This window comes from Streptomyces marokkonensis (assembly GCF_039539045.1).
GTDB lineage: Bacteria > Actinomycetota > Actinomycetes > Streptomycetales > Streptomycetaceae > Streptomyces > Streptomyces marokkonensis.
Genome location: NZ_BAABCQ010000007.1, coordinates 56857 through 82829 on the forward strand (window position 1 = coordinate 56857; position 25973 = coordinate 82829).

19 protein-coding genes are annotated in these 25973 nt (G+C 71.0%); 14 read left to right on the top strand and 5 right to left on the bottom strand.

Annotated elements, in window-relative coordinates:
* Positions 1–154: 154 nt before the first annotated feature.
* The 3 genes from ABEA26_RS03075 to ABEA26_RS03085 all read left to right on the top strand — a co-directional run bounded on the left by ABEA26_RS03075 (position 155) and on the right by ABEA26_RS03085 (position 5090).
* Positions 155–2074, top strand: coding sequence for an IucA/IucC family protein (locus ABEA26_RS03075; protein WP_345588955.1), 1920 nt, complete (start codon positions 155–157; stop codon positions 2072–2074).
* An 87-nt stretch (positions 2075–2161) separates the two neighbouring features.
* Positions 2162–2854, top strand: a complete 693-nt coding sequence (locus ABEA26_RS03080; protein ID WP_345588927.1) for a GNAT family N-acetyltransferase — start codon at positions 2162–2164, stop codon at positions 2852–2854.
* A 211-nt stretch (positions 2855–3065) separates the two neighbouring features.
* Complete coding sequence (locus tag ABEA26_RS03085; protein ID WP_345588929.1) at positions 3066–5090, top strand: ATP-dependent DNA helicase; 2025 nt, start codon at positions 3066–3068, stop codon at positions 5088–5090.
* Between the two features lie 131 nt (positions 5091–5221).
* Here the strand turns inward: ABEA26_RS03085 and lexA are convergent, their stop codons facing one another.
* Positions 5222–6001 (bottom strand): transcriptional repressor LexA, encoded by a 780-nt coding sequence (gene lexA, locus ABEA26_RS03090; RefSeq protein ID WP_345588931.1) that lies wholly within the window; start codon positions 5999–6001, stop codon positions 5222–5224.
* A gap of 564 nt (positions 6002–6565) precedes the next feature.
* Between lexA and nrdR the strand changes: the two genes are divergently transcribed.
* Both nrdR and ABEA26_RS03100 read left to right on the top strand, forming a co-directional pair.
* Positions 6566–7117 carry a transcriptional regulator NrdR gene (gene nrdR, locus ABEA26_RS03095; protein ID WP_345588933.1) on the top strand — a complete coding sequence of 184 codons (552 nt, stop codon included), beginning with the start codon at positions 6566–6568 and terminating at the stop codon, positions 7115–7117.
* 168 nt (positions 7118–7285) lie between these two features.
* Positions 7286–10189 (top strand): vitamin B12-dependent ribonucleotide reductase, encoded by a 2904-nt coding sequence (locus ABEA26_RS03100; protein ID WP_345588935.1) that lies wholly within the window; start codon positions 7286–7288, stop codon positions 10187–10189.
* A 143-nt stretch (positions 10190–10332) separates the two neighbouring features.
* Here the strand turns inward: ABEA26_RS03100 and ABEA26_RS03105 are convergent, their stop codons facing one another.
* Positions 10333–10866 carry a TerD family protein gene (locus ABEA26_RS03105; protein ID WP_345588937.1) on the bottom strand — a complete coding sequence of 178 codons (534 nt, stop codon included), beginning with the start codon at positions 10864–10866 and terminating at the stop codon, positions 10333–10335.
* A gap of 159 nt (positions 10867–11025) precedes the next feature.
* Here ABEA26_RS03105 and ABEA26_RS03110 point away from each other — a divergent pair, with 159 nt between their 5' ends.
* The 3 genes from ABEA26_RS03110 (at position 11026) to ABEA26_RS03120 (ending at position 13331) form a co-directional block, all read left to right on the top strand.
* Positions 11026–11631: a YdbC family protein gene (locus ABEA26_RS03110; protein ID WP_345588939.1), complete on the top strand. Its 606-nt coding sequence runs from the start codon at positions 11026–11028 to the stop codon at positions 11629–11631.
* 122 nt (positions 11632–11753) lie between these two features.
* Positions 11754–12413, top strand: a complete 660-nt coding sequence (locus tag ABEA26_RS03115; protein ID WP_345588941.1) for a histidine phosphatase family protein — start codon at positions 11754–11756, stop codon at positions 12411–12413.
* Positions 12414–12425: 12 nt separating this feature from the next.
* On the top strand, positions 12426–13331 hold the full coding sequence (locus ABEA26_RS03120) for an ADP-ribosylglycohydrolase family protein (RefSeq protein ID WP_345588943.1): 906 nt from the start codon (positions 12426–12428) through the stop codon (positions 13329–13331).
* Positions 13332–13598: 267 nt separating this feature from the next.
* Here the strand turns inward: ABEA26_RS03120 and ABEA26_RS03125 are convergent, their stop codons facing one another.
* On the bottom strand, positions 13599–15146 hold the full coding sequence (locus ABEA26_RS03125) for an MFS transporter (protein ID WP_345588945.1): 1548 nt from the start codon (positions 15144–15146) through the stop codon (positions 13599–13601).
* 187 nt (positions 15147–15333) lie between these two features.
* Between ABEA26_RS03125 and ABEA26_RS03130 the strand changes: the two genes are divergently transcribed.
* The 3 genes from ABEA26_RS03130 to ABEA26_RS03140 all read left to right on the top strand — a co-directional run bounded on the left by ABEA26_RS03130 (position 15334) and on the right by ABEA26_RS03140 (position 17438).
* Complete coding sequence (locus ABEA26_RS03130; protein WP_345588956.1) at positions 15334–15954, top strand: TetR/AcrR family transcriptional regulator; 621 nt, start codon at positions 15334–15336, stop codon at positions 15952–15954.
* Between the two features lie 81 nt (positions 15955–16035).
* Positions 16036–16737 carry a ribonuclease HII gene (locus ABEA26_RS03135; RefSeq protein WP_345588947.1) on the top strand — a complete coding sequence of 234 codons (702 nt, stop codon included), beginning with the start codon at positions 16036–16038 and terminating at the stop codon, positions 16735–16737.
* Positions 16738–16805: 68 nt separating this feature from the next.
* Positions 16806–17438 (top strand): hypothetical protein, encoded by a 633-nt coding sequence (locus tag ABEA26_RS03140; protein WP_345588949.1) that lies wholly within the window; start codon positions 16806–16808, stop codon positions 17436–17438.
* A gap of 200 nt (positions 17439–17638) precedes the next feature.
* Here ABEA26_RS03140 and ABEA26_RS03145 read toward each other — a convergent pair whose 3' ends face one another.
* Both ABEA26_RS03145 and ABEA26_RS03150 read right to left on the bottom strand, forming a co-directional pair.
* On the bottom strand, positions 17639–18253 hold the full coding sequence (locus tag ABEA26_RS03145; RefSeq protein WP_345588950.1) for a hypothetical protein: 615 nt from the start codon (positions 18251–18253) through the stop codon (positions 17639–17641).
* Between the two features lie 279 nt (positions 18254–18532).
* A complete protein-coding gene (locus tag ABEA26_RS03150; RefSeq protein ID WP_345588951.1) occupies positions 18533–20698 on the bottom strand; it encodes a RecQ family ATP-dependent DNA helicase in 2166 nt (721 codons plus the stop codon).
* A gap of 177 nt (positions 20699–20875) precedes the next feature.
* Here ABEA26_RS03150 and ABEA26_RS03155 point away from each other — a divergent pair, with 177 nt between their 5' ends.
* From ABEA26_RS03155 to ABEA26_RS03165, 3 genes are all read left to right on the top strand, one after another.
* Positions 20876–22432 carry a DUF4192 domain-containing protein gene (locus ABEA26_RS03155; RefSeq protein ID WP_345588952.1) on the top strand — a complete coding sequence of 519 codons (1557 nt, stop codon included), beginning with the start codon at positions 20876–20878 and terminating at the stop codon, positions 22430–22432.
* A gap of 376 nt (positions 22433–22808) precedes the next feature.
* Positions 22809–24983 (top strand): glycogen debranching N-terminal domain-containing protein, encoded by a 2175-nt coding sequence (locus ABEA26_RS03160; protein ID WP_425587779.1) that lies wholly within the window; start codon positions 22809–22811, stop codon positions 24981–24983.
* A 129-nt stretch (positions 24984–25112) separates the two neighbouring features.
* A complete protein-coding gene (locus ABEA26_RS03165) occupies positions 25113–25871 on the top strand; it encodes an NUDIX hydrolase (protein ID WP_345588953.1) in 759 nt (252 codons plus the stop codon).
* Positions 25872–25973: the final 102 nt, after the last annotated feature.

Here is a 25973-nt window from a genome sequence, read left to right on the forward strand (position 1 = left end):
CCCAGACCACAGCACGTCACGAGGAACCGTCTTGCACATCGATCCCGCACCCGAATCGGCCCCCGCGGCTCTCACCGGGCCCGTGCCGCCGCGCGCACCGGCAACCGCGGCCGTCCCCGCCCCCGTAGGCACGTCGGCAGCCACGCCCGACCGCATGGGCCACCCCGAGTCCTGTGCGGCTGCTCAGGCCGCCGCCGTGGAGAATCTGCTTCGCTGCTGGGTACGAGAGACGGACGCGCCCGTCCCCGACGACGGCGTCCTCCGGGTGCCGCTCCCGGTCGGCGGTACGGCCCTGGCCGTTCCCGTCCACTACTGGTCGCCGACCGGCCGGCACCGCTTCGGCCTCCCGCGCCTGGTCGGTGCCCCGGCCTCGGCGCCGCTCGTGGACGCGATCACGGTCGCCGAACTGCTCGTACGGGAGACGTCCGGCGACCAGGAGCACGACGGGGCCGACCTCGTCGCACGCGTCGCCGACTCCGTCCGCCGTACCGCCGTATTCCTCCAGGACCGCCAGGACCGCCAGGACCGCCACCGCCAGGACCGTCGTCACCTCCAAGGCCTCCAGGACCTCCGGGACCGCGAGGGCCACCGGGAGCGCCCCGCCGTCGGACCCGTTTCCTCGGACACCTCCGATCCCTCCGACGCCTCCGTTTCCTCGGACACCTCCGGTCTCTCACACGGCTCCGGACTCTCGGACGGCTCCGACCTCTTCCTGGCCGCAGAGCAGGCGCTCCTCCTCGGACACCCGCTGCACCCCACACCGAAGAGCCGGGAGGGGCTCACGGAGGCGGAGGCGCGGCAGTACTCACCCGAACTGCGCGGCTCCTTCCCCCTGCACTGGGTGGCCGTCGCCCCGTCCGTCCTCGCCACCGACTCGGCCTGGACCGAACGCGGCCGCCGGGTCACCGCGCCCCGGCTCACCGCGCGCCTGGCCGGAGACGGGCCCGCGCCGCCGGACGACTACGAGCTCCTTCCCCTGCACCCCTGGCAGTTCCGCGAGGTACGTCGCCGGCCACAGACCGCGGCCCTGCTGGACGCCGGACTGCTCAGGGACCTCGGCGTCCGAGGCGCCCCCTGGAATCCCACCTCGTCCCTGCGGACCGTCCACCGCACCGGCGCCCCGGCCATGCTCAAGCTCTCGCTGGCCCTGCACATCACCAACTCCCGTCGCGAGAACCTCCGTAAGGAGCTCCACCGAGGGGTCGAGGTCCACCGTCTGCTGCGCAGCGGCCTGTCCCGTCAGTGGCAGGCCGCCCACCCGGACTTCGACATCGTCCGCGACCCGGCCTGGCTCGCCGTCGACGGACCGGACGGCAGGCCCGTGCGCGGACTCGACGTGGTCATCCGGCACAACCCGTTCCGGCCCTCGGACGACGTCTCCTGCGTGGCGTCTCTCATCGAGCCGTGGCCGCACGGGCCGGTGGACGGTCCCGTCCGGCACACCACCAGCGTCCCGCGCTCCCGGCTGGCCGAAATCCTCACACGACTCGCCGGGCGGACCGGCCGTCCTCGCGAAGCCGTCGCCGTCGAGTGGTTCCTGCGCTATCTCCGCCACGTCGCAGCACCCGTGCTGTGGCTGGACGCCCACGCCGGGATCGCCCTGGAGGCGCACCAGCAGAACACCCTCCTCCTGCTGGACACCGACGGCTGGCCCGCCGGCGGTCGGTACCGCGACAACCAGGGCTACTACTTCCGCGAGTCCCGGCGCGCGGAACTCGACGCCCGGTTGCCCGGCGTCGGCCGGCACAGCGACACGTTCGTCTCCGACGATGTCACCGACGAGCGCTTCGCCTACTACCTGGCGATCAACAACGTGTTCGGACTCATCGGCGCCTTCGGTTCCCAGCACCTCGCCGACGAGTCACTGCTGCTCGCGGCCTTCCGGAGCTTTCTTCAGGGCCTCGTCTCGAGGCCCGATCCGCCGCGCAGTCCGCTGCCGGCACACCTTCTGGACTCACCCGTCCTTCGCTGCAAGGCCAACCTGCTGACCCGGCTGCACGGCCTCGACGAACTCGTCGGCCCGGTCGACACCCAGTCCGTCTACGTCACCATCACCAACCCGCTGAGCCGCTGAGCGCGCTGCTGACCTCTTCGACCTCCTCCGCCTCGCCCTCCCCGTCTCTCCGCCTCTCCCCTCCCCTCCTCCCGAAAGAGCGACACCGTGGCTTCCACCGATGCGAGCGCCGACGACACCCTGGACCTGCACCTTCCCGAGGAGTTCGTCGCCCTCTTCCGGAAGGAGGGCCACGAACTCGCGGGAACGGAGACGACGCGGACCAACGACGATCTGCTCGACCACGTCGCGGAATGGGGGCCGGCCGTCACCGTCGTGGGGGTCTTCCACCTGGTGCCGGTCCGTGTCGAACAGGACGTGCCGCTGATCAGCCGTTGGATGAACGACCCCGCCGTCGCCGCGTTCTGGGAACTGACCGGACCACAGAGCGTGACCGAGGAGCACGTACGGGCGCAGCTGGCCGGCGACGGACGCAGCCTCCCGTGTCTCGGCGTGCTGGACGGTGTGCCGATGAGCTACTGGGAGATCTACCGGGCCGACCTCGACCCGCTGGCCCGGTACTGTGCCGTCCGGCCGCACGACACCGGCCTCCACCTCCTGATCGGCGATGCCGCCGACCGCGGGCAGGGTGTCGGAACCACGCTGATCGACACCGTCACCGACCTCGTCCTCGCCAGGCGGCCCGCCTGCACGCGCGTGCTCGCCGAACCCGACGTCCGCAACACAGCCTCCGTCGCCGCGTTCCTCGGCGCCGGGTTCCGGTTCTCCGCCGAGGTCGACCTGACCGCCAAGCGAGCCGCCCTCATGATCCGTGACCGGACGCCGTGCGAACTGCCGTAACGCCGTGCGGCCCGGCCCGACGGGCTGAGCAGTGCCACCACACCACCCGCCGGCCGGCCCCGCCCGCCACACGCCCAGGAGTACGGTTGCCCCCATCGTCCCCGCAGCACGTACCGGCCTTTCCGTCCCCGCGGCCCGCATCGCGCCTGTCGTCCCTCACTCCCGCCTTGCTCGCCCGTTTGTCAGTGCCGGGCCGTAGGGTGGTCGGGCTATGACGAAGCCCTCACTCCCCGAACTCCTGCACGCCGCCGTCACCGCCGTCGGCGGCACGGAGCGTCCCGGCCAGGTGGCCATGGCCGAAGCCGTAGAGGAAGCCATCGACGGCGGCTCCCATCTGCTGGTCCAGGCCGGCACCGGCACCGGCAAGTCCCTGGGTTACCTGGTGCCCGCCCTGGCCCACGGGGAGCGGGTCGTGGTGGCCACCGCGACCCTGGCCCTCCAGCGTCAGCTGGTCGAGCGGGACCTGCCCCGCACGGTCGACGCACTCCATCCCCAGCTGCGTCGACGCCCGGAGTTCGCGATGCTCAAGGGCAGGTCGAACTACCTGTGCCTGCACCGGCTCCACGAGGGCGTCCCGCAGGACGAGGAGGAAGGCCTCTTCGACCAGTTCGAGGCCGCCGCACCCACCAGCAAGCTGGGTCAGGACCTGCTGCGGATGCGTGACTGGGCGGACGAGACGGAGACGGGCGACCGCGACGACCTCACTCCCGGTGTCTCCGACCGTGCCTGGTCGCAGGTGTCGGTGTCCTCCAGGGAGTGCCTCGGCGCCTCGAAGTGCGCCTACGGCGCCGAGTGCTTCGCCGAGATGGCCCGCGAGCGCGCCAAGCTCTCCGAGGTCGTCGTCACCAACCACGCCCTCCTCGCGATCGACGCCATCGAGGGCGCACCGGTGCTGCCGCAGCACGAGGTGCTGATCGTCGACGAGGCGCACGAGCTGGTCTCCCGTGTCACCGGCGTCGCCACCGGTGAACTCACCCCCGGCCAGGTCAACCGTGCGGTGCGGCGGGCCGCGAAGCTCGTCAACGAGAAGGCCGCCGACCAGCTCCAGACGGCGGCCGAGGGCTTCGAGCGGCTCATGGAGCTGGCGCTGCCGGGCCGCCTCGAGGAGATCCCCGAGGACCTGGGCTACGCGCTGATGGCACTGCGCGACGCCTGCCGTACGGTCATCTCCGCGATCGGCGCGACCCGCGACAAGTCCGTGCAGGACGAGGACGCCGTCCGCAAGCAGGCACTGGCCTCGGTGGAGTCCGTGCACGACGTGGCGGAGCGGATCACCAACGGCTCGGAGTGGGACGTCGTCTGGTACGAGCGGCACGACCGCTTCGGCGCCTCGCTGCGGGTGGCCCCCATGTCCGTCGCGGGCCTGCTGCGCGAGAAGCTCTTCAGCGACCGCTCGGTCGTCCTGACCTCCGCGACCCTGAAGCTGGGCGGTGACTTCAACGGCGTCGGCGCCTCCCTCGGCCTCGCGCCGGAGGGCACCGAGGGCGACGACGTCCCCCTGTGGAAGGGCTTCGACGTGGGATCGCCCTTCGACTACCGCAGGCAGGGCATCCTGTACGTCGCCAAGCACCTGTCCCGCCCCGCCCGCGACGGAGACCGCGGCGACATGCTCGACGAGCTGACGGAGCTCATCCAGGCGGCAGGCGGCCGTACCCTGGGGCTTTTCTCCTCCATGCGGGCGGCCCAGCTGGCCGCCGAGGAACTGCGCTCCCGCATTCCGGAGTATCCGATTCTGCTCCAGGGCGAGGAGACGCTCGGTGAGCTGATCAAGAACTTCGCCGCCGATCCGAAGACCTGCCTCTTCGGCACGCTGTCGCTCTGGCAGGGCGTCGATGTCCCCGGGCCGAGCTGTCAGCTGGTCGTCATGGACAAGATCCCGTTCCCTCGCCCGGACGACCCCTTGATGAGCGCCCGCCAGAAGGCTGTGGAAGAGGCCGGCGGCAACGGCTTCATGGCGGTCGCCGCCACCCACGCCGCGCTGTTGATGGCCCAGGGCGCGGGCCGTCTGGTACGGGCTTCGGGTGACCGCGGCGTGGTCGCCGTACTGGACCAGCGACTGGCGACGGCCCGGTACGGGAGCTATCTCAAGGCGTCGATGCCCGACTTCTGGTTCACCACGGACCGCAACCAGGTCCGCAGGTCACTCGCCGCGATCGACGCGACGGCACGGCAGACGGAGATGGCGAAGGACACGGCCAAGGAGAGGGCCGAGGACACGGCGACCGAAGGCGACTGAGCGCTAAGCCATTTCTCGGTCACCGGGGTCTGGCGCTCGGCACAGCGCGGGGCCCCGGAACCGGCGCAGAGGTTCCGGGGCCCGGTCGGGTCGGCGGAGCGCTGTCACGGCGCACCCGCCCGCCATGGCGCTCAGACGCGACGCAGTACGGCCACCACCTTGCCGAGGATGGTCGCGTCGTCACCGGGGATCGGCTCGTACGCCGAGTTGTGCGGGAGGAGCCAGACGTGGCCGTCCTCGCGCTTGAAGCGCTTCACGGTGGCCTCGCCGTCGAGCATGGCGGCCACGATGTCGCCGTTCTCGGCGACCGGCTGGCGGCGGACCGTGACCCAGTCGCCGTCGCAGATGGCGGCCTCGATCATCGAGTCGCCGACGACCTTCAGGACGAACAGCTCGCCGTCACCGACCAGCTGCCGGGGCAGGGGGAAGACGTCCTCGACGGACTCCTCGGCGAGGATCGGGCCACCGGCGGCGATGCGCCCGACGAGCGGGACGTACGACGCGGCCGGCTTGCCGGCGGTGTCCGTGGGCTGCGCGGAGGCGGCCTGGTCGGAGCCGCGCACCTCGTATGCGCGCGGGCGGTGCGGGTCGCGGCGCAGGAAGCCCTTGCGCTCCAGCGCCATCAGCTGGTGCGCGACGGAGGAGGTGCTGGAGAGGCCGACGGCCTGACCGATCTCCCGCATCGACGGCGGGTACCCGCGCCGCTGCACCGAGTCGCGGATGACCTCGATCACCCGGCGCTGGCGGTCGGTGAGTCCCGAGCTGTCCGCCCGGATGCCAGGAGGTCGGCCCGGCAGGGAGCGTTTGTGCCCCTCTGGATTCGCGGCGTCGCTCATCGCGTGCACCGGCTCAGGTCGGCCCTGGGGGCGGTCCTGGGCAGTGATGGCGGCACTGTCGGCGGTGGTGGTCACGTCGGCCCCTCTCGATGGTCTCCCTGCTGCACAACGGTAGTAGCTTTCGAAAGGTTGCGCCAAACACACGTTCGAGTGAAAAATCGCGAATTGCTCACCCGTATCGCGTGTCTGGGTGTATGGCTATCGCGGTGCCTGGCGGACAAAAGGTCCCATTGCTGTACTCTTCACCGCCGTGGTGACAGCCTCAGGGATGTCGCTCCAGTCTGCCATCCGGCATCCCGTTCGACGGCGCGGGTCCCCCATCTGTGCGGTAGTCCCACGCCTCCTCCTCGCGGCGACCACGGTATCTCCGCACGCCCCCGGGCGATACGGCTGTGCGTGTACGCGTCCACCGTGTCGCCACGGCCGTACGGCGCCTGTACGTACGGGAGCGACACGGGCGCAGCGCGTGTACGTATGAGCCAATCCCCACATGTAGTGGTTGGATTGCATCAGCAGCCCACAAGTTGTGGTCCCCCGGGTCTTTGGACCCGCCGCGATCGCCTATGCTGGGGGCTGCTTCGAGGGGCCTGAAGGGCCTCGCGAGGCTATTGAGTCTGCTGTGAGGAGGGTTCGGAGATCATGCACTGCCCCTTCTGCAGGCATCCCGACAGCCGCGTCGTCGACAGTCGTACGACCGACGACGGCACGTCGATCCGCAGGCGCCGCCAGTGCCCTGACTGCTCCCGTCGTTTCACGACCGTGGAGACGTGTTCGCTCATGGTGGTGAAGCGGTCCGGGGTCACCGAACCGTTCAGCCGAACCAAGATCATCAACGGTGTGCGCAAGGCCTGCCAGGGCCGGCCCGTCACCGAGGACGCGCTCGCCCAACTCGGCCAGCGGGTCGAGGAGGCGGTGCGAGCCACCGGCAGCGCCGAGCTGACCACCCACGACGTGGGGCTGGCCATACTCGGCCCGTTGCAGGAACTCGACCTCGTCGCCTATCTGCGATTTGCCTCCGTCTACCGGGCGTTCGACTCGCTCGAGGACTTCGAGGCCGCGATCGCGGAGCTCAGGGAGGCGACGGGGCACCCCGGCGGAGACGGCGACGACGCCGACGCGGGGAGCCAGGAGAACGACCGCGGGTCCACGGGGACGGCACAGGTCCCCGAGCCCGCAGGCGCCGCCGACTGACCGGCGGGCCGGACCCGGACTTCGGTGCCCGGGCCCGGCCGGACGGCGGCGAGTGACAGAGACCTGTCGCGGGTGGAGCGAGACATGCCCGCGACACAAGACAGAACACCGTGCCACGGGAACAATCGGGGCACTTCGGGGCGTTTTCGCCCGTACATGGGAGGCGGCATGACAGAGACGGCGAGCGGTCCGGCACGGAGTTCCCGCGCCAAGGGCACCAAGGCGGGCAAGGGACTCCGCGTCGAGCGCGTCCACACCACTCCCGGAGTCCACCCCTACGACGAGGTGGCCTGGGAGCGTCGTGACGTCGTCATGACCAACTGGCGCGACGGCTCGGTCAACTTCGAGCAGCGTGGCGTCGAGTTCCCCGAGTTCTGGTCGGTGAACGCGGTCAACATCGTCACCAGCAAGTACTTCCGCGGTGCCGTCGGCACCCCGCAGCGGGAGGTGAGCCTGAAGCAGCTCATCGACCGCATCGTGAAGACGTACCGGAAGGCCGGCGAGGACCACAGGTACTTCGCCTCGCCCGCCGACGCCGAGATCTTCGAGCACGAGCTGGCCTACGCGCTCCTGCACCAGATCTTCAGCTTCAACAGCCCGGTCTGGTTCAACGTCGGCACGCCCCAGCCGCAGCAGGTGTCCGCCTGCTTCATCCTGTCCGTCGACGACTCCATGGAGTCGATCCTCGACTGGTACAAGGAAGAGGGCATGATCTTCAAGGGCGGCTCGGGCGCCGGCCTGAACCTCTCCCGGATCCGTTCCTCCAAGGAGCTGCTCTCCTCCGGCGGCAACGCCTCCGGCCCGGTCTCCTTCATGCGCGGCGCCGACGCCTCCGCCGGCACGATCAAGTCCGGTGGCGCCACCCGCCGAGCCGCCAAGATGGTCATCCTCGACGTCGACCACCCCGACATCGAGAACTTCATCGAGACCAAGGTCAAGGAAGAGGAGAAGATCCGCGCCCTGCGCGACGCGGGCTTCGACATGGACCTGGGCGGCGACGACATCACGTCCGTCCAGTACCAGAACGCCAACAACTCGGTCCGCGTGAACGACACGTTCATGAAGGCTGTCCAGGAGGGCGGAAAGTTCGCCCTGACGTCCCGCATGACCGGCGAGGTCATCGAGGAGGTCGAGGCCAAGGCCCTCTTCCGCAAGATGGCCGAGGCCGCCTGGGCCTGCGCCGACCCGGGCATCCAGTACGACGACACCATCAACCACTGGCACACCTGCCCGGAGTCCGGCCGCATCAACGGTTCCAACCCGTGCAGCGAGTACATGCACCTGGACAACACGTCCTGCAACCTCGCCTCGCTGAACCTGATGAAGTTCCTGAAGGACGACGGCAAGGGCCACCAGTCCTTCGACGCCGAGCGTTTCGCGAAGGTCGTCGAGCTCGTCATCACCGCGATGGACATCTCCATCTGCTTCGCGGACTTCCCGACCCAGAAGATCGGCGAGAACACCCGCGCCTACCGTCAGCTCGGCATCGGCTACGCCAACCTCGGTGCCCTGCTCATGGCGACCGGCCACGCGTACGACTCCGACGGCGGCCGTGCCCTGGCCGGCTCCATCACCTCCCTGATGACCGGTACGTCGTACAAGCGCTCCGCCGAGCTCGCCGCGATCGTCGGCCCTTACGACGGCTACGCCCGCAACGCGCAGCCGCACCTGCGGGTCATGAAGCAGCACTCCGACGAGAACGCCAAGTCCGTCCGCATGGACGACCTGGACACGCCGATCTGGGCGGCCGCCACCGAGGCATGGCAGGACGTTCTGCGTCTCGGCGAGAAGAACGGCTTCCGCAACGCCCAGGCGTCCGTCATCGCCCCGACCGGGACCATCGGTCTGGCGATGTCCTGCGACACCACCGGCCTCGAGCCCGACCTCGCCCTGGTCAAGTTCAAGAAGCTGGTCGGCGGCGGCTCGATGCAGATCGTCAACGGCACCGTCCCGCAGGCCCTGCGCCGCCTGGGTTACCAGGAGGAGCAGATCGAGGCGATCGTCGCCCACATCGCCGAGCACGGCAACGTGATCGACGCCCCCGGCCTCAAGCACGAGCACTACGAGGTCTTCGACTGCGCCATGGGCGAGCGTTCCATCTCCGCGATGGGCCACGTCCGCATGATGGCCGCGATCCAGCCGTGGATCTCGGGCGCCCTCTCCAAGACGGTCAACCTGCCGGAGTCGGCGACCGTCGAGGACGTCGAGGAGGTCTACTTCGAGGCCTGGAAGATGGGCGTCAAGGCGCTCGCCATCTACCGCGACAACTGCAAGGTCGGCCAGCCCCTCTCCGCCAAGACCAAGGAGAAGGACAAGACCGCGGCGGACACCGTCACGGAGAAGACGGAAGCGGCCATCCGCGAGACGGTCGAGAAGGTCGTCGAGTACCGCCCGGTCCGCAAGCGCCTCCCGAAGGGTCGTCCCGGCATCACCACCTCCTTCACGGTCGGCGGCGCCGAGGGCTACATGACCGCCAACTCCTACCCGGACGACGGTCTCGGTGAGGTCTTCCTGAAGATGTCCAAGCAGGGCTCGACCCTCGCGGGCATGATGGACGCCTTCTCCATCGCGGTCTCCGTCGGCCTCCAGTACGGCGTGCCGCTGGAGACGTACGTCTCGAAGTTCACCAACATGCGCTTCGAGCCGGCCGGTATGACCGACGACCCGGACGTGCGGATGGCGCAGTCGATCGTCGACTACATCTTCCGCCGCCTGGCGCTGGACTTCCTGCCCTTCGAGACGCGCTCCGCGCTCGGCATCCACTCTGCCGAGGAGCGTCAGCGTCACCTGGAGACGGGCTCGTACGAGCCGTCCGACGACGAGCTCGACGTCGAGGGTCTGGCTCAGTCGGCGCCGCGCGCCCAGGAGCTGAAGGCCGTCGTCACGCCGGAGGCCGAGGTCGAGGCGGCCAAGCCCGCTCCGCAGCAGGCCCACACCAGCGCCGAACTGGTGGAGATGCAGTTGGGCATCCAGGCCGACGCCCCGCTGTGCTTCTCCTGCGGCACGAAGATGCAGCGCGCCGGTTCCTGCTACATCTGCGAGGGCTGCGGCTCGACCAGCGGTTGCAGCTGACCCGTAGGTCCACACTCCGTAGGACCACGTCTCTTGAGGACCACATCTCGTAGGTCCACATGAGTAAGGGGCGTCCGCCATGGCGGACGCCCCTTACTCACGCGCTGGTTCACCGACGCGCGACTGCTCGTGCGCCGGCGCCGTCAGGATCGGCGTGTGGCACCCATCGTGGCGGCGAACGCGGCGGGATCGCCCTCGAATCCGTGCACGCCGGCCCGGAACTCCCACGCCCCCGTCTCGTCCCGTACGAACTCCGCGACCGTCGCCGCCGTCGCGCCCAGGACACCGCTGAAGTCGTCCGCGGCGAGGTCGGTGTAGCCCTCACGGATACGCAGGCCCGGGCTGCTCACGTCCGCGAAGGTCCGGTCCTCGGTGCGCTGCTGGATCGCGACGCCCACCACCACGCGCGCGTACCGGGCGTCGAGCCGCTCCAGCTCCAGCGTCATGACCTCGTCGAAGCCGAAGCCCTTGCCGTCCTGGCTGTCCCGGTTCAGATAGATGGTGCCGTCGGGGGAGCGGCTGTCGAAGTGCACCACGTAGGCGGGATCGCCGTACGGGTCACCCACCGGATAGGTGCAGGCCACGACGTCCAGGTCGGCGGGTGGCTGCCCCGCCGGACTCGGGTCCCACCGCAGCGCGATCTCGACCTTGCGAATGCCCTTGCTGAGGCCGTTCACAGACTTCCCCTTCCCAGGTCCCCGCCCCTTGCCCGGCCACCTCAACTGCCGAGCGGTGACGGTCGGTTACCCATCCTGCCACGCACAGCGAGGCGAGTGCGGGCAAGCGGTCCTCCGGAGAGTGACCGGTGCCACGTTCCCTGGCCTTACCATGGCGCGGTGCTGGTCAAGTGGATTCGCTGCACCGTGGTGGACCGCCGCGGTTTCGAGCGGGGGCAGCGGAAGTGGGCGGGGCTTCCGGGGGAGCCGGGTTTTCGGGGGCAGGGGGGTGGCTGGAGCCGGGCGCGGCCCGACGTGGCGCACGTCTTCGCCTTCTGGGAGAGCCGCGCCTTCTACGACTCCTTCATGGCCCGTTCCCACGACCGGCTCGCCTCCGCCCAGGCGGGCACCTTCAAGGACGCCCAGGTCCGGCTCTTCGACCACCGGTTCGACGTGAAGACCGGATTCGAACCGCGCTTCACGGACGCCGACCTGCTGCGGGTGGCACTCTGCCGTGTCCACGAGGAGCGTGCCGAGCACTACGTCCTCATGCAGGAGAAGGTCTGGAACCCCGCGATGGCCGGCTCGCCCGGCATGGTCCGCGGGCTGTTCGGCGAGGCGCCGGGGAACGAGTACATGGTGCTGTCGATGTGGCGTTCGGCAGCCGAGCACGGCAAGTACCGCACCGAACGTGTGGAGCGGCTCGCCCTGCGCGCCCAGACGGAGGCCGACATAGCCGCGCTGACCGGAGACATCGTGCAACTGGAGCCCTCCTGGACCGTCTGATGTCCGGACCGGCCTTCCCGGTGTCGACGTGGGGCGACCCCGATGGGGAAACTGTGTGACGTACGCCGTATGGGGCCCGTCCGAGTGCTGGGTTCCGACCGTCTCGATCTAGGGTTTCTGGCATGGCACGACCACGGCGCATCGTTCTTGTCCGGCACGGCGAGTCGACGGGCAATGTCGATGACACCGTGTACGAGCGCGAACCCGACCACGCGCTGGCACTCACCGAGCGGGGCCGGGCGGAGGCAGAGCAGACGGGCAGCGGGCTGCGTGAGGTGTTCGGCCGCGAGCGGGTCAGCGTGTACGTGTCCCCGTATCGCCGGACCCACGAGACGCTGCGCGCCTTCCACCTCGACCCCGGGCTCATACGGATACGGGAGGAGCCCCGGCTGCGTGAACAGGACTGGGGCAACTGGCAGGACTGCGACGACGTGCGCCTGCAGAAGGCCTACCGGGACGCCTACGGCCACTTCTTCTACCGCTTCGCCCAAGGCGAGTCCGGTGCCGACGTGTACGACCGGGTGGGCGGCTTCCTGGAGAGCCTGTTCCGCAGCTTCGAGGACCCCGACCACCCGCCGAACGTCCTCCTGGTGACCCACGGCCTGGCGATGCGGCTGTTCTGCATGCGGTGGTTCCACTGGACGGTCGCGGAATTCGAGTCGCTCTCGAACCCGGGGAACGGCGAGACGCGGATGCTCGTTCTCGGTGAGGACGGCCGGTACAGCCTCGACCGTCCCTTCGAACGCTGGCGAGATCCGGAACCGTACGGGATCACCGGATAGAGTGGCAGGGCGATGACCGCTCATTCATCTCCTGACGGGCGCCTGGACCGGGCCCTGTCCAGCCTGCGCGGACTGTCGGTCGGTGACGCGCTGGGCTCACAGTTCTTCGTGCCCGCGAACTACCCGCTGCTGAAGCGCCGTGAGCTGCCTCCCGGTCCCTGGCAGTGGACGGACGACACGGAAATGGCCTGTTCCGTGGTCTCCGTCCTGGCCGCCCACCATCGCATCGACCAGGACGCGCTGGCACTCTCCTTCGCTCGACACCACGACTTCGACCGCGGCTACGGCCCAGCCGTCAACCGGCTGCTGCGGCTGGTCCGGGAAGGCGGTGACTGGCGCGAGCTCGCCGCCGCGCTGTTCAACGGCCAGGGATCCTGGGGCAACGGGGCGGCGATGCGCATCGCGCCGCTCGGTGCCTGGTATGCGGACGACCCGGAGCAGGCGACCCACCAGGCGGAGATCTCCGCCTACCCCACGCATCAGCACCGTGAGGCGGTGGTCGGCGCCATGGCGGTCGCCGCGGCCGCGGCCCTGGCCGCGGACCCCGCCGGCCCGCCCACCCCCCACGCCCTCCTCGACGGTGTCGTCGCTCTCGTACCCAAGAGCGCGGTCGGCGCCGGACTGCGACGTGCCCGGGACATGCTCGACTACGGTGACGCGACCACGGTCGCGGCGGTACTGGGCTGTGGCAGGCGCACGACCGCCCACGACACGGTCCCCTTCGCCCTCTGGTCCGCGGCGCGCGCCCTCGGGAGTTACGAGCGCGCCTTCTGGACGACCGCACAGGTCGGCGGGGACGTGGACACGACCTGCGCGATCGTGGGCGGGGTGGTCGCCGCAGACCGGGCGGGAGCGCCGCCGGCCGAGTGGGCGGGGCGGGTCGAGGCGCTGCCCGGGTGGATGACGGTGTCGGCCTAGTCAACTCTCCGTACGCGCTGGGAACTCTGCGTGACCAGCCGTTCGTTGTCGTGACATCCGCGGTGCGAGGCATGAGCCGCGCATGGTGCCGGGAGGGTCACGAGGGGGTGGGGCATGGGGATTCCGTCGGCGGCTGTCGTCGCACTGCTGTTGTTCGTGCCATTCGCCCGCTGGAGTGTGCCGCGCGCCGGAAGCCGGCCGGGCGGGGACCGGCGGCAGGCGTCACGCGCGTCCGCCGCTGGTCCCCGCCCGGTCCTCGCCGCGCCGTCAGCCCATTCCGGGCCCGGCCGATCCGGCCAGGGCCTCCAGGTCGCTCCTGCGTACCCGGATGACCAGCCATGCCGTGGCCAGGGCCAGTACGGCCATCGCGGCAGCCGGAACGAAGGCCGCGGAGATGCCCTGCGCCAGTACTTCGTGACCCCATGGCGCCGGCAGCTGGTGCGTCTGGGCGAACTCCGCCTTCTGTTCCGCCGACCCGTTGGTGAGGAAGTCCGCCCCCTGCTTCTCCGCCTCGTCCTTGGTGGCCGTGCCGAACATCGTCGTCAGGATGGCGAGGCCGATCGACCCGCCCACCTGCTGCATCGCGTTGAGCAGGCCGGACGCGGCGCCCGCCTCGTGCTGGGCGACCCCGGAGACCGCGGTCAGTGTCAGCGTCACGAAGTTCAGTCCCATGCCGAACCCGAAGAGCAGCATCGGCCCGAGGACGCCGCCGACGTAGGAGCTGTCGGAGCTGATCAGGGCCTGCCAGCCGAGGCCGATCGCGGCGAGTGCCGACCCCACCAGCATGAACGGCTTCGGGCCGAACACGGGCAGGAACCGCTGCGACAGGCCCGCACCGAGCGCGATCACCACCGTGACCGGCAGGAAGGCCAGACCGGCCTGGATGGGGGTGTAGCCCAGTACATTCTGAACGAACAGGACGATGTAGAAGAACATGCCGAACATCGCCGCGGCCAGGCTCAGCATGATCACGTAGGTGCCGGAGCGGTTGCGGTCGGTGAACATCCGCAGCGGGGTGATCGGCTCCTTGGCCCGCGACTCGATGAAGACGAAGGACAGCAGCAGGATCACCGAGGCCGCGAAGGAGCCGATGGTCAGGCCGTCCCGCCAGCCCTCTTCGGCGGCGCGGATGAAGCCGTAGACGAGGGAGGCCATACCCGCCGTCGAGGTCACCGCCCCGGCGATGTCGAAGCGTCCGGAGTGCCGCTCGGACTCGCTGATGTACAGCGGCGTGAGCACGGCGATCAGTACGCCGATCGGCACGTTGACGAAGAGTACCCAGCGCCAGTCGAGCCACTCGGTGAGCATGCCGCCTGCCAGCAGGCCTATGGCACCACCGCCCGCGGACACGGCGGCGAAGACGCCGAAGGCCCGGTTGCGTTCCGGTCCCTCGGGGAAGGTGGTGGTGATGAGCGCCAGGGAGGTGGGCGACGCGATCGCGCCGCCCACACCTTGCAGGACGCGCGCCGCCAGCAGCTGCCAGGGTTCCTGGGCGAAGCCACCGAGCAGCGACGCGAAGGTGAACAGCAGAATGCCGCTCATGAAGACCCGGCGGCGGCCGAGTATGTCACCGGCTCGGCCGCCGAGCAGGAGCAGACCGCCGAAGGTGAGTGTGTAAGCACTGACGACCCAGGTGAGGTCGGTGGTGCTGAAGCTGAGTGCCTCTTGGATGTGCGGGAGGGCGATGTTCACAATCGTCGCATCGAGTACCACCATGAGCTGGCAGGCCGCGATGACGGTGAGCGCGATCCCGGGTTGCCCTTCCCGGCGGGCCGCTCCCGGCTTCTGGTCTTTGATCAGAGAAGAGGTTGCCACTATGTGTCCCCCACGAATGCGTTAGTGAACGCTCGCGTTCACTGTTGCTTCAACGTTAGTGACTCCCCGACAGTGAACGCAAGCGTTCACTGTCGGGGAGCTGCCGTGCGGCTCATCCCCCGTCGGGGCGCGCGGTGTGCCCCTGACCCCGGAAAACCGCTTTCCCCGCTTCCTGGAGATCCTCGACATGGTTGCTTCGCACTGGGCGGCCCCCTCCGCCCGGACGCCCTCCCGCCGACGTGGCGCAGTCCTCGAACGCGCCATCCTCGATGCCGCGCTGGAACAGCTCAGCACCGTCGGCTGGAACGGCCTGACGATGGAGGGTGTGGCCGCCGGAGCCCAGACCGGTAAGGCGGCGGTCTACCGCCGCTGGCCGTCCAAAGAGGACCTCGTCGAGGACGCGCTGCGGTCCGGGCTGCCGCCTTTCGACACGGTGCCCGATCTCGGGAGCGTGCGCGAGGATCTCCTGGCGCTGTGTCGGCGGGCGCGGGACGCGATGTTCTCCCGTCCTGGGTTCGCGTTGCGATCGGTGATTCACGAATGCGACAGCGTACAGGCGGAGCGCTTCCACGCAGTGATCGTCAACGGGGTGATCGAGCCGACCCTCATGATGCTCCGCGAGGTCATCAACCGAGGAATAGAGCGGGGAGAGGTTCGGCGGGACGCGGCGAACGGATACGTCTTCGACGCCCTCCCCGCGATGATGATGTACCGATCAAAGGTTTGTGGAAGTGAATTGGCGGACCAGGAGATCGAGGGGATGATCGACCAGCTGATGGTTCCGCTGCTGCGGCCGGACGGCATCTGATCCAGGGTTTCGCGGGTCCGGGCCCCGTTTGGGGAACCGGGGTGTCGCGGGGGGTTCGGGGCGGCGTAGGCTAAGGACGTCATGCCGTACGAACCACCTACTCACACCGTCGAGCGCTCTCTCCGCGCCACGACCGGAGCGAAGATCATTGCCGGTGTCGACGAGGTGGGGCGCGGTGCATGGGCCGGTCCGGTCACCGTCTGTGCCGCGATCACCGGACTGCGTCGGCCCCCGGCCGGCCTCACCGACTCCAAGCTGCTCACCATCAAGCGGCGCACTGTGCTCGCCGCGGAGCTGCGGACCTGGGTGACGTCCTACACCCTGGGGCACGCCTCTCCGGAGGAGATCGACGCACTGGGGATGACCGCGGCGCTACGACTGGCGGCGGTGCGTGCCCTGGAGACCCTCCCGATTCGCCCCGATGCCGTCATCCTCGACGGCAAGCACGACTATCTCGGGGCGCCTTGGAAGGTTCGTACGGTGATCAAGGGAGACCAGTCCTGCGTGGCTGTCGCGGCGGCTTCGGTGCTCGCCAAGGTCCAGCGCGACAAAATGATGGCCGAACTGGGTATCGACCATGCAGACTTCGGTTTCGCGGACAACGCCGGGTATCCGTCACCCGTGCACAAGGCCGCACTGGAGGAGCGGGGGCCCACCCCGCACCACCGGTTGTCGTGGGCGTATCTTGATGCGCTGCCCCAGTGGCGGCACCTCAAGAAGGTCCGCAGTTGGGTGGACGGAAGCGTTCCGGAAATCGAGGGTCAGCTCGGATTCGATTTCTGACGGTTCCACTCGCAGGCATGTGCCACCCGCCGACGCGAGCCGCACCAACGTTTGATAAATATCAGCTCATGCCTCTCATTCCCGAGGAGCCTCAGATTCACGAGAAGGCCCAGGGTCCCCGCGCCACTCCGGCCAGCGGCCGCACCGCGTCGACCCCCCGCCCCGTACCCGGCCCCCGTCCCGCGGCTCCGCCGCGCCCCGGCCGTCCCGGCCCCGTGCGGCCGGCGCCGCCGGCGCAACGAGCGTCGCGCGACACAGCCGCGGCCAAACCCGATGCGTCGGGCCCGGCTGCTCCGGCAGCCGCCCCGACCGCCCCGCAGATCCAGTTGGTCCCGGCCACTCCCGACGGCGCGCTCGACGCCGCCGACGAGGCCGTGGACCTGCTGCTGGACTCGGGTCGCACCCCAGGCGACGTGCTGGTGATCACCACTGGCGAACCACACCCGTGGGCCGCCCACGAACTGTCCTTCGGCGACGCCGCCTACTGGGCGCAGCACGACGCGGGTGACGACGTCTTCTACGCGGACGCCGCCGTCGCGGACCGTGCCACGTCGCGGGCCGTTGTCGTGGTCGTGGTCAACGGCGGCCCCGAAGCCGCCGCGGCCACTGCCCTGTCCACGGCCCACTCCCGAGCCGGTGCCCTGCTGATCGTCTGCGGTGACCCGCAGCGGATCAACTCGGTCCTGGGCGCGGGCGTCTGAGCTCGCCCCGCCGCGTGCGGCGGGCGCCGGTGTGACGCGGGGAGCCGCCAGGACGGCAGCCCCCGCACGGCGGCAGTTCGGCGTACCGGGCGGTCGGCGTCCGCAAGGCGGCGTACGGGCGTTGCCAGGTGCCTTCGTGTGCCTGGACATCGCCTCGGACGTCGCTGCGTGGTCCCGGAGCGCACTGTGCCCGAAGCGCTCTAACGAGCCGTCGCGCGGCGCAGCACGTCCGGAGGGACCCCGCCGGTGCGTGGTGACGGGGCCGGCGTCTCCGAGGCGGCGAACGGCTCCGGCACGGAAGCCGTGTTGGGCCGGCGCCCGCCGCGGCCCTCGCCGAGGACCTGCCAGCCGTCACGGGTCAGCGTGATGTACGCACCGCAGCGCAGCCCGTGCAACGTGCAGGCGTCCCGCAGCCCCCACATCCACGCGCCGTCCTCCTCCGTCCAACGAGCGTCGCCCTCACGGCAGTAGAGCAGCACGGCGGTGCGCACCGGGCTGCGGCGCCGCAGATCGTGCGGGATGACCCGGCGCAGCTGGGAGAGCAGCGAGTTGCGGAACATCCACCCGTCGGCCGGCGCCCGTCGGCTGGTGAACGACGCGCTCGCGCACAGTCGTTCGTCCCGATCGAGTACGGCCACGACCGCTGTCGCCGGCCTTGGACGGTGGCGCGAGTGCAGCCCGCCGACGACCTCCCGTGGATCGCGCAACAGCGGGATGCCGGCGGCGGCCCACTCCGCCGGTTCGAGTATGCGAGTGGCGGAAGCGGCGGACGACGACAACGCCGCCGCCGAGGACGGAGCGAATCCGAAGGTCACGTTCCTCCCTTCGGCTACGCGCCCACACTGCGGGCGGGGTCGGGTTCGGGGGAGCGCGCACCGCAGTGAAGCCCTGCCGGATCACGGACGAGCCGTGCGGGGAGCGGACTTCAATTCTTCCTGTCGAACTTGGATGCGGCAACGAGCAATTGGGGTCGACGGTCGTTATCGGGTGATGCGCGTCCTATATCCCTACCCAGAGTGCAGTCGGGTGACGCGCGGGGCGCCACCCGCGGTCGCGCGGGCTTCGAACCTGCGATGTGCGCCCGCGGCGGGCGATCATCCCTGCACGGCCAGGACCATGGGCAACACTCCCTGGGCGCCCGCGCGGCGGAGCAACCGGGCCGTCACTGCGAGGGTCCAGCCGGTTTCGGTGCAGTCGTCCACTAGAAGAACCGGGCCCTGAAGGCCGGTGAGCGTGGCGGAGAGGGAGGGCGGAACCGTCAGCGCGCCGTCGAGTGCCTTGAGCCGCTGCGCGCTGTTGCTGCGCGGCGCCCTGGGCGCCACACCCGTGTACTCGACCGAACCGAGCAGCGGCAGCCTGCCGACCTCGGCGATGCGTGCTCCGAGGGAGTGGACCAGCTGGGGTCGGGTGCGCGAGGCCAGGGTCACCACCCCGACGGGACGTGGTGGGGCGTCGGCCGCTCCCGAAGCCCAGCCGCCGGGGCCTTTCGCCCAGTCCGCCAGCACAGTGACGACGGCCTTCGCGACATCGTCCGGCACCGGGCCGTCCGGCGCCTGGGCCGAGAGCATCGGTCGCAGCCGGTTGCCCCAGCCGATGTCTGACAGGCGTCCCAATGCCCGGCCCGTTCCGGCCTGTTCCCCGGGCGGAATGCGCCCCTTCAGATCGACGCCGATAGCGGGAAGTCCGGTCGGCCACATGCGGCGGGGCTCGACCTCGACGCCGGCCCGGCCGAGGTCCACCCGTGCGGCGTCGAGAGCATCGGGGGAGGTGTCCGCGGTGAAGCGCGGACCGGAGCAGTTGTCACAATGTCCGCAGGGTTTGGCCCCCTCGTCGTCCAACTGGCGTTGCAGGAACTCCATCCGGCAGTCCGTCGTCGAGGCGTAGTCCCGCATCGCCTGCTGTTCGGTCTCCCGCTGCCGTGCCACCCAGTCGTACCGCTCCGCGTCGTACGCCCACGGTTGCCCGGTCGCGATCCAGCCTCCCTTGACTCGCTTGACCGCGCCGTCCACGTCGAGGACCTTGAGCATGGTCTCCAGGCGGGAACGGCGCAGCTCCACAAGGGGTTCCAGAGCGGGCAGCGACAGGGGGCGTTCCGCTCGCGCGAGGATGTCGAGCGTGCGGCGCACCAAGTCCTCCGACGGGAAGGCCAAGGAGGCGAAGTACTCCCAGATCGCCTCGTCCTCCTTCCCCGGCAGCAGGAGCACCTCCGCGTGCTCGACACCACGCCCGGCACGGCCGACCTGCTGGTAGTACGCGATGGGGGAGGAGGGCGAACCCAGGTGCACCACGAAGCCAAGGTCGGGCTTGTCGAATCCCATGCCCAGCGCCGACGTGGCGACCAGTGCCTTGACCCGGTTGGCGAGCAGGTCGTCCTCGGCCTGCTGCCGGTCGGCGTTCTCGGTCTTGCCGGTGTAGGAGGCGACGGTGTGGCCGCGCTGCCGCAGGAAGGCGGTGACCTCCTCGGCGGCGGCCACGGTGAGGGAGTAGATGATCCCGGAGCCCGGCAACTCGTGGAGGTGGTCGGCGAGCCAGGCCATCCGGTGTGCGGCGTCGGACAGTCGCAGCACACCCAGGCTGAGGCTCTCCCGGTCCAGCGGGCCGCGCAGCACCAGCGCGTCCGACGTGCCGCCGGTGCCGAGCTGCTCCGCCACGTCGGCGGTCACGCGCGCGTTGGCGGTGGCGGTGGTCGCCAGGACCGGTACGCCGGGCGGGAGGTCGGTGAGCATCGTACGCAGCCGCCGGTAGTCCGGTCGGAAGTCGTGGCCCCAGTCGGAGATGCAGTGGGCCTCGTCCACCACGAGCAGACCGGTGGCGGCGGAGAGCTTGGGCAGCACCTGATCGCGGAAGTCCGGGTTGTTGAGCCGCTCGGGACTCACCAGGAGCACGTCGACCTCGCCCGCGGCGATCTCGTCCTGGACCGAGTCCCACTCCTCGGTGTTGGAGGAGTTGATGGTCCGAGCGCGGATGCCTGCCCGGGCCGCGGCCTCGACCTGGTTGCGCATGAGCGCGAGCAGCGGGGAGACGATCACGGTGGGCCCGGCGCCGCGGTCGCGCAGGAGCGCGGTCGCCACGAAGTAGACCGCGGACTTGCCCCACCCGGTGCGCTGGACGACGAGGGCCCGGCGCCGGTCGGCGACCAGCGCCTCGATCGCCCGCCACTGGTCCTCGCGCAGCCGGGCGGTGCCGGAGGCGTCCCCGACGAGGCGGGCGAGGACCGTGTCGGCCGCTGTCCGGAGATCCGCGTTGCTCGTGTGCTCCATGCGTTCCATACAACAGGACGGGACTGACAGCCGGACGGCGGGGCGGGGCGGGCGAGGCCGTTGGAGGGAGGGGCACCGTCTCCGATCTGCCTGCATGACGTGTCCCTGATTGGAGTTATCCACAGAGCGTTATCCACAGGGCAAGCGGAGGTTTCCGATCCGCGAGATCGTCGGGCCATGACGAACCACAGCGAAACGACTGGAAGCTCCGAGAACGGTGACGTCCCGGGGCCCGCGACGCCGGGCGGGACGGCCCACCCGCCGTACGGTACTCCCGGCGATGAGCACCAGATCACCCTGCGCACCCCCGCGGAACTGGCTGACGCCCTGCCGTACCTCCTCGGGTACCGGCCCGAGGACAGCATCGTCCTGGCCGCCCTGCGGGACAGGGACGGACGGGGCCGTTTCGGCGGTCGGGCCCGCCTCGGCATTCCGGCGAACGCGGACGACTGGGCGGGCGCGGCCGGACAGCTGGTCCACGGGCTGGTGACCGGCAGTGAGCGCCGAGGGGCGCGGCCCGAGCGGATGGTCGCCTACCTCTGTCAGGAACCGGCACGGGGCGAGACCGGCCGAGAGGTGATGGAGCGACTGCGGCCGCTGGCACAGAAGCTGCGTGTCGAGTGCGGCGCCCTCGACGTCCCCGTGGTCGAGGCGCTGTGCGTCTCGGCGGGGCGCTTCTGGTCGTACTGCTGCGACGACGCGGTCTGCTGCCCGGCCGAGGGCACCCTCATGGGACTGCCGGGCACGTCCGTGCTGGCCGCGGCGGCCACCTACGCCGGTATCCAGGTGCGCGGTTCACTGAGTGAGTTGCGGGCCAGGCTGCTTCCCATGGAGAACGCCGCGGCACACGAACAGGAGGCCGCCCTGGACGCGGTCGCCATGACAGTGGTCTCCCGGATCCTCGACGGCACCGGCCGTTCGGACGTGGCCGAGGAGACGCTGGATCTGGCGCAGCGGGCCATGCGGCGCCTCACCGAGGCCCCGCCGGTGTCCGGCGTGCCGGCCGAGGATCTGCGCGACGACCAACTGCTCGGACACGACGAGGCGGCGGCGCTGATCCTCGGGCTCCAGGACCGTACGACCCGTGACCGCGCGGCCGAGTGGATGGAGGGGGACGAGGCGCGGCCCGCGCTGCGCCTCTGGCGGGCCCTGGCCCGTCGCTGCGTCGGGCCCTACGGCGAACACGCGGCCGCGCCCCTCACCCTGGCGGGATGGGTCGCCTGGTCCACCGGCGACGAGCTGGAGGCTCGAGAGGCTCTGGCCATGGCACTCGGTGCGGATCCGGACTATCTCTTCGCCCGGCTCCTGCACCAGGCGTGCAACGAGGGCCTCGATCCCGAGTCGGTCCGCCGCTGCCTGCGTACCGAGCGTGGGGACCGTGGAGGCCCGGGAGGCGGCGTCTCGGATGGCGAAGAGCAGGTCGGCGCACCCGGGCAGAGCGAGCCGGCCGGAGACTCGTGCGCTCCGCCGACGTCGCCGGGCCGCCGGCGCCGCACGCGCTCCGTCGCCTCGGCCGACGGAGTCCGTCGCCGTGCGAGGACGCAGGACCGTGCGTCCGGCGCGAAGATCGGGCGTCCTCGCACTCCGGCGGGCGGCGAACGCCCGGGCGTCGCTCGGACGGGCCGTACGAGGTCGCGCGCCTCGGGGACGGCGGCCACGGACCGGATGGACGCCTGCGCGGAGGGTGCGGTCAGGGGAGAGCCCGGGACCGAGGGGGGCGGCGAGCGACTCTGAGGGGGCGGTCGCGACCCATCAGGTCCATGGCATGTGGCCGGCAACGGTCGGCCGCCGGGCAGCGAGGGAGATTCCGCGACTCCCTCGCCGACCGGGTGCCGTGGCCTGCCGTCCGGAGATTCTCCTGCCGTCGCTCCTCGGTGAGGGCCGTCAGCGCGTTCCGGTGATCGGGTGGGGGAGACGACTCGCGGCTCGCACCCTCGCCGGCCCGGCGACCACGCCGCGGGCGTGACCCGGAGGACGCCCGCTCCGTTCACCTGAGTGGCGGAACGCCCGGTCCGGCCGGGACACCGCACCGCACCACACCCGTCCGGCCGAACCACCACCCACGGCGCCGTTCCGCCCGAGGCGCACCGAGCACAGAGGGAGCCCTCCGATGCACCAGCCGACTCCGCCCTCCCCCGCCCCTGGCACCGCTGCCGCCGACCGGAGGGCAGCGCTGCCGCTCTTCGCCGAGTCCGTGACGCCGGCCGGGATGCGCGGGCCGGCCGGGGCCGTTCCGCCGACGGTCCGGCCCCGGCCCGCGTCGTCGGTTCCTCCGACGCGGTCGGGTGCGAAGCCGGCCGCTCCTTCCGGTGCGCCGCCTGCGACGCCGTGCAGGCGCGGGGATCTGCCCCCCACCCACCGGTCCTTGATCGGCGTGGCCCTTCCGGGCCTCGTGATCTCCACGGAACAGGGGCAGCTGACCGGACTGGGGCTGGAGGGGTTCTACCGCGCGGGCCGGCGTCTGCTCTCCCGGTGCCGCCTTCGCGTGGCCGGGCGCGAACCGCTTCCGTCGCAGGCCCGGATGGCAGGCGCGGACCGCGCCCGCTTCGTGGGAACGCTTCGGACGTCTTCCGCGCCGGGGCCGGATCCGGACGTCATGGTCGAGCGGACCCGGGACGCCGACGGTACGGAGCGGATCACCCTGCACAGCTGGGCGCCCCGTCCGCTGCGGCTGCCGGTCGAGGTGGCCCTGGGGACGGATCTGGCCGACCTGGGAACGATCGCCGCAGGACGCGCGGGCCCCGACCTGCCGGCCAGCGTCCACGACGCCGGCCTGCGCTGGTCCTGTGCCGCGGCCGGCGCGTCGGTCACGGCAGTCCCGCCGCCCGCCGACGCACTGGCTTCCGCGGGACTGCTGCGGTGGGAATTCGTACTGCCACCGGGCGGCAGCACAAGCGTCGAGCTGCGCGTGCGGCCGGACGGCGGGGGACCGCTTCGGTCCGTGGGCCGCACGGCGGCCGGCCCGCTGGCCTCGGCGCACGCCACCGGTGACGACCCCGCGGTCACCGCCCTCCTGCGGACCAGCATCGAGGACCTCCGAGCCCTGATGCTGCGCGATCCCGCGCACCCGGCCGACGTCCATCTCGCGGCCGGCGTCCCCTGGCGTTGCGGTCTGGCCCCCGGCGAGGCGCTCGTCGCCGCCCGGATGGCGCTTCCCCTCGGTACCCGGCTCGCCGAGGGTACGCTGCGCACCCTCGCGCGCACCCAGCGTCGTGGCCCCGGTCCGCGGGCCGGCATGGTCCCCGGGCCCGGGCGGGACACCGGTCCGCATCTGCCGCCGGGCTGCACCGGTACGGAGGCGACCCTGCTCTTTCCCGTGCTCCTCGCGGAAGCCCGCCGCTGGGGGCTCGGTGACGACGAGACGCAGGAGTTGATGCCGGCGGCCGAGCGGTGTCTGACCTGGTTGCGCGGCGCCGTCGGAGACGGAACCTACGTACACGATCCGCACCCCGACGGCCCCGTCCGCTGTGAGACCCAGGCCCACGCACACCGTGCCGCCCTGCTCGGGGCCGAGCTGCTCGACGCCTTCGGCAGACCGGGCGGTGACGGACTGCGGGAGTGGGCCCGGTGGTTGCGGGCGGAGTTCCGGCGGGACTTCTGGATCGACGACCCGGCAGGCGGGCGGCCTGCGGCGGCCCGGTCCCCGGACGGACGCCTCGTGCCGTACCTGAGTGCGACCGCGGCGCACCTCCTCGACACCGGGCTGCTCGGTGGGGGCGCCGCGGCCCCGGGCCTGCTCGACCCGGTACAGACCGGCCAACTGGCCCGGTTGCTGGGCAAGCCGGCCATGAACTCGGGCTGGGGGCTGCGCGGACTGGCCGCGAGTGAAGCGGGATACAACCCCTTCGGGCATCGTGCCGGAGCAGTGCGCGTCCCGGAGACCGCGATCGCGGTGGCGGGGCTGGCCACTGCCGGTCATGAGAAGGAGGCGGGCTCGCTGCTGCGCGGCGTACTGGCCGCGGCGGGCGCCTTCGGCCACCGCCTGCCGGAAATGTACGCGGGGGAGCAGCGCACCGACGCGAGCACCCCACTGCCGCATCCGGCGGCCTGCCGTCCCGCCGCCACCGCGGCCGCCGCCGGGGTGCTGCTGCTGACGACGCTCGTGGGCATTCGCCCCGACGCGCCGGGCGGGACCGTCACCCTGCGTCCTGTACGCAGCGCGCCCCTGGGGGAGCTCGGGCTGACGGGGCTGCGGATCGCCGGAGCACCCTTCTCGGTGCGGGTCGGCAGGCTCGGCATGGCCATGGTCGAAGAGGCCGCCGACGGGCTGCAACTTGGAGCCTGACCTGGCCTGACGTGGCCTCGAACGGAGACCGGCAGTGGGCGGCGCGGCCCACGTCGGAGGAAGTGGATCAGCCGCGAGGCGGTCGGTGAAGGGAGTGTTTATCGTCAGGCAGACGACTATGATCGCCGCATGCCCTACGACCCGTCAGCCTTTCCGCCCTTCGCCGTCACTGTGGACCTGGTCGTGCTGACCGTGCGCCGCCACTCCCTGTGCGCGCTGGCCGTGCGCAGGGGCGAGCCGCCGTTTCGGGGCCGCTGGGCCCTGCCCGGCGGTTTCGTACGGGCCGACGAGGACCTGGCGCAGGCGGCGGCGCGGGAACTGGCCGAGGAGACGGGACTGTGCGTCCACGACCCCGTCGCACCCACCCAGGACAACGGCGCCCACCTGGAACAGCTTGCGACGTACGGCGCCCCCGAGCGCGATCCCCGGATGCGGGTGGTCAGCGTCGCCCACCTCGCGCTCGCTCCCGACCTGCCCGCGCCACGGGCGGGCGGTGACGCCAGTAACGCGCGCTGGGCGCCGGTCGAGGAGCTGCTGGAGCAGGCTGGTTACGGCCGTGACGGCGAGCCGGTGGCGCCGCTCGCCTTCGACCACGCCCAGATTCTGGCGGACGGGGTGGAGCGGGCCCGTTCCAAGATCGAGTACTCGTCGCTGGCCACCGCGTTCTGCCCGCCCGAGTTCACCGTCGGCGAGCTGCGTCGCGTCTACGAGGCGGTGTGGAGCGTGGCGCTCGACCCCCGCAACTTCCACCGCAAGGTGACGGGCACGCCGGGCTTCCTCGTCCCCACCGGCGGGACGACCACGCGCCAGGGCGGGCGTCCCGCCCAGCTCTTCCGGGCCGGCGGCGCGACTCTCCTCAACCCTCCGATGCTGCGGCCCGAAATGTGACGGCAAGCCAGGCCAGGACCTCGGAGCGAACGGCGAACAAGGGATCGAAGAGGTCTGCCCCCTCCACTTCGGCCAGCCTTTGATGCCCGAAAAGTCGGACAT